The 4412-nt window shown below is 67.9% G+C and carries 4 protein-coding genes; 2 read left to right on the top strand and 2 right to left on the bottom strand.

The genetic code is table 11. The annotated features are described in order from the left end of the window. Positions 1–55 precede the first annotated feature (55 nt). Entirely contained in the window at positions 56–1219 is a 1164-nt protein-coding gene (locus OK17_RS18950) for an ROK family transcriptional regulator (RefSeq protein WP_461418391.1), read from the bottom strand. Between the two features lie 673 nt (positions 1220–1892). On the opposite strand from OK17_RS18950, the gene OK17_RS18945 reads away from it, so the two are divergent. Next, a complete protein-coding gene (locus tag OK17_RS18945) occupies positions 1893–2954 on the top strand; it encodes a sigma-70 family RNA polymerase sigma factor (RefSeq protein ID WP_461418390.1) in 1062 nt (353 codons plus the stop codon). Positions 2955–2968: 14 nt separating this feature from the next. Here the strand turns inward: OK17_RS18945 and OK17_RS18940 are convergent, their stop codons facing one another. After that, entirely contained in the window at positions 2969–3385 is a 417-nt protein-coding gene (locus OK17_RS18940; RefSeq protein WP_232716995.1) for a VOC family protein, read from the bottom strand. An 86-nt stretch (positions 3386–3471) separates the two neighbouring features. On the opposite strand from OK17_RS18940, the gene OK17_RS18935 reads away from it, so the two are divergent. Next, entirely contained in the window at positions 3472–4179 is a 708-nt protein-coding gene (locus OK17_RS18935; RefSeq protein ID WP_232716994.1) for a histidine phosphatase family protein, read from the top strand. Positions 4180–4412: the final 233 nt, after the last annotated feature.

Genomic DNA, 4412 nt, shown 5'->3' with positions numbered 1-4412 from the left:
TCCGTTCCCCGAGTAGCGAGCCCGCGAGCGTATCGAGGGGACTACAGCGGCCCGTTCAGGCAGTCAGAGTGATTGCCTGCAGCGGGTCGCTGTAGATCGCGTCCAGGGAGACCGCGCCGGCGGCCTGCTGCTGCACGCTGGCTCCCGAATGTGACACTCGCACATCACGCTTGGTGACGATCGAGGTCTCACGAACCGCGCGGGCAACCGTGGGCAGGGTGGTCGGGTAGTCGGTGAACGCCTGACCGCCGAGGATGATGTGGTCCGGGTTGAAGATGTCGGCGATGAGCCCGACCGTGCGGCCCAGCACCTCGGCGCGCTCCTCGAAGAGGGCGCGCGCGGTGGTGTCACCCGTACGGGCCAGGCCGTGCAGACCTTCGACGTCGGTCACCGAAAGCCCCAGCGCCTGAGCGGCTTCGACGATGCCGGTGTCGCTCACCGCGGGCTCGAGTCGACCCGTCCGGCGCGGGTCGAGCAGTGTGGTGGCGCCGGTCGGGAAGTGACCGATGACCGGAGGTCCCGCGGTCGGGGTGTGCACGGTGCCGCCGACGCTGAAGGCGATGCCCAGCATCTCGCGGGCGTAGAAGTACAGGAAGCTCGACTGCTCGTCGACGGGGTTCAGGACCAGCTCGGCGGCGGCCATCGCCTCGACGTGCGAGGCGACGGACACCGGCAGGCCGACGGCCTCGGCGATGACCCGTCCGACGGGAGCACCTTCCCAGCCGAGGCGGGGATGGTCGACGATGCCGCCCTCGGCGACACGGCCGCCCAGTGCGACGCCGACCCAGAGCACGCGCTTCCCGGTCCAGCGCTCGGCGAAGCGGCGGGCGCTCACGCCGATCGCGGCGAGCGTTTCCTCGGGGGTGTCGGCCTCCGGGGTCGGGATCTGGATGGCACCGACCACGCGGTGGAGCAGATCGTGGGTGGTGATCGAGGTGACCTTGTAGCCGATGTGGATGCCGAGGGTGAGGAACTCGGCGAGGTTGACCTCGAAGGGCAGGCGCGGGCGCCCGATGGCTCCCGACGGGGCGAGGTCGGCGCGTTCGCGGATCAGACCGGCCTTCAGCAGGGCACTGACCTGGCGGTTGACCGTCGAGATACTCAGACCGGTGCGCTCGGCGGCGTCATCACGGAACAGGGGGCCGGCCAGTCGCGCGGCCCGGAGGACGAGCGCGGCCGGCTTGTTAGACAGCTCGAGGCGCGGCGTCGAGACGTGCACCCGCTGATCCCCCCTGTTCAAGCCGCGTCGGTCCGCGACCGACCCCGGGACCCGGGGCGACGGCACCGACGAAGGTACGGATGACAACGGTACTGGCTGGCGGTTGACCTGCGGCCCGCGGCGCACCGGACGCGATGCAGGTCGGCGGGTCAGCGGAGTGGGCGCGGTCCGCAGGGTACGGCCGGAGATCTCAGGAAGAATTGCGGTCATGATGTCCTCGTCGAAAATCCCCGCGCTCTAGACGGCGCGGGCAGGGTGGCTGAAGTGCTCGGGAGAAGAGACTTGGAGCGACACCCCGGAACGAGGCGTCGGCTCAGCGCATTCGACGACAACAACAGAGAACGCGAGCGAGCGGCAGACGGCAGCCCAGAGCGGTGGTCACATACGTGACCTCCGACAGGTTGCGGTCGACACTCGTCATGCGGATCAAACTAGCAACGCGGCCCCGTCGCGGCAAGGCCGTTCCTCCAGGTGACGGAGGTTTCCGGGGCGGGGGTCACATGCGTTCACCGGCGAATTTAGCCTCGCCGACGACGCCCCGCGCGGGTTGCGCTCAGGGTGATTCCAAAGCCGCACGCTGCGGCTACCCGACCTGCGTCCCATCACCGAGCGGACCAAGGGCCGTTGATCTCACCGGGTCGAGTGTGTCGGTGATCGGCGGTAAATTGTGAGCATGACCACAACCGCGGGTGAGTCCGTCTCCGACGCCGATTTCCTCGAGATCGCCGAACCGTTCCGACGCGAGATCATCGCCCACTGCTACCGGATGATGGGCTCTCACCACGACGCCGAGGACCTCGCCCAGGAGACCTTCCTGCGCGCATGGCGTGGTTACGCCAAGTTCGACCACCGTTCGTCGGTGCGGACCTGGCTGCACAAGATCGCGACCAACACCTGCCTGACTGCATTGCAGAGTTCCCAGCGTCGCCCGCTTCCGTCCGGGCTCGGTGGCGATGCCTTCGACCCCACCGACGACCTGCTCCAGAACCACGAGGTGCCATGGCTCGAGCCGTATGCCGGCACCGTCGACGAGATCGCCCCCGGCGACGACGCCGACCCGGCCTACGTCGTCGGCGCACGGGAATCGGTGCGTCTGGCGTTCATCGCCGCCCTGCAGCACCTGCCGGAACGACAGCGTGCCGTGCTGATCCTGCGTGACGTCCTGCAGTGGCGGGCCGCCGAGGTCGCCGACACCATCGGCGTCACCACCGCGACCGTCAACAGTCTTCTGCAGCGTGCCCGAGAACAGCTCAAGACCACCCGCCCCCGGGCGGAGTCGGCGAGCTCGGATTCGTCGGTCCTCGACGACGACGCCAAGCGGGAGCTGCTCGCCCGGTATGTGTCGGCCTTCGAACGTTATGACGTCGACGCGATCGCCGAGATGTTCACCGACAAGGCGATCTGGGAGATGCCGCCGTTCACCGGTTGGTACCAGGGCCCGGAGGCGATCGGAACCCTCATCCGCAAGAACTGCCCGGCGGAGAAGGCGGGCGACCAGATCCTGCTGCCCACGGCCGCCAATGGGCAACCGGCGTTCGGCCTGTACATGCGCGAACCCGACGGCGTCCATCGGCCGTTCCAGCTCCAGGTCCTCGACATCGATCCGGTGGCGAAGAAGGTCGGGTACGTGGTGGCCTTCTTCAGCGACACCCTCGAAGAGGACTTCGCCAGGTTCGGACTCCCCGCCACTCCGTACGACGCACCCACACGGACCGCGCCGAGCCCCTGGCACTGAGGTCGGCGCCCGGGTCAGCCGTCGGGGTTCTGCGGCAGCTGAGAGGGGTCCATCCAAACCACCTCCCAGGCGTGATCGTCCGGATCGCAGAAACTGCAGCAGTACATGAACCCGAAGTCCTCGGGTTCGCGCAGCGGGGTGCCGCCGGCTGACAGTGCAGCGCTCACAAGGCGGTCGGCGTGCTCCCGGCTGTCGGCGGAGAACGAGACGAGCGCTTCGCGCCCCCGTGCGGGCTCGGCGATGCGCCCGGCCGCGAACCCTTCGAAGCGTCGTCGTTGCATCAGGATCACCATCGCGGCGTCGTTGATCGGCATGCACACCGTGGCCGGATCGCAGAACATCTCGTCGAATCGAAAGCCCAGCGCGCCGAAGAACCGTCGTGATCGCGCGACGTCGGCGATCGGCAGATTGACGAAGAGCATCGATGCCACGGCTGGCCTCCAGTCGAGATCGGGGTACTACCCAATACAGACCAGCCCGCGCAAGGGAACTCATCGGCGTCTAATAGTGTGCAGTCATGGGCGTCATCTATCTTGTGCGGCACGGTCAGGCTAATGCGTTGGCGTACGGCGTATCCGACGCCACGGATGACCTCCGGAACGGGCCCGGCGGACTCACCGCGACCGGTGACACCCAGGCCGCGGTGTCGGGTGCATTCCTTGCCGGTCAGGTCACCGGATTCACCGCCGCCGTGAGTGGCAACCTGCCCCGCCAGAGCCAGACCCTCAACGGCGTCCTCGGCGCGTTCGAGACGCGGCCGGACACGCAGGTCGATCCCGGCTGGAACGAGTACTCACTCCCCGCGCTCGTGGGACACGCGTCGCCGGAGATGTACCGCGACGGCCGCAACTACCAGCAACAGCTGGACAAGGGGTTGGCCGCGTGGATCGCCGCAGGTGAACACGATCCCGAGCCGGGACCCGACGGTGGGCCCGCGGAGAGCTACCCGCAGTTCCAGGCACGTGTGCACGACGCCGCGGCTCGGGCGACAGAGATGGCCGGATCAGGTCAGACGCTTCTGGTGGTCTCCTCGGCGGGCACCATCACGCAGTGGATCGCCCAGCTCTGGGGTATCTCGGACGAGCAGTGGCCGAAGATGGCGCGCTCGATGGTGAACGCGTCCATCACCAAGCTGATCGTGGGCCGGCAAGGTGTGACCGTCGTGTCGTTCAACGAACACGGCCACCTCTCCGACCGCGAGGGCGGGATCTCGACCTTCCGCTGAGAAGATCAGCGGCGCAGCGGGTCTGACCTCGATACGGCCCTCGGGTAGCCCCTCGGACCTACTCGGTCGGCAGGTTCCTCCGCAGGTTGCGTGGGCGGGGGTGGTTGCTGGTTGCGTGGGCGGGGGGGGTTGCTGGTTGAGTAGGCGAGGATGGTTGCTGGTTGAGTAGGCGAGGAGCTTGCTGGTTGCGTGGGCGGGGATGGCTGCTGGTTGAGTAGGCGAGGAGCTTGCGA

This window comes from Gordonia sp. GN26 (assembly GCF_054823965.1).
The sequence above is the reverse complement of the archived record's forward strand: the minus strand, read 5'-3'. Positions and strand labels throughout refer to the sequence as shown.

What these genes read in the sequence shown, in the direction of transcription:
- OK17_RS18935 (WP_232716994.1), top strand. Translation starts at nt 3,472, where the DNA reads ATGGGCGTCATCTATCTTGTGCGGCACGGTCAGGCTAATGCGTTGGCG.
- OK17_RS18945 (WP_461418390.1), top strand. Translation starts at nt 1,893, where the DNA reads ATGACCACAACCGCGGGTGAGTCCGTCTCCGACGCCGATTTCCTCGAG.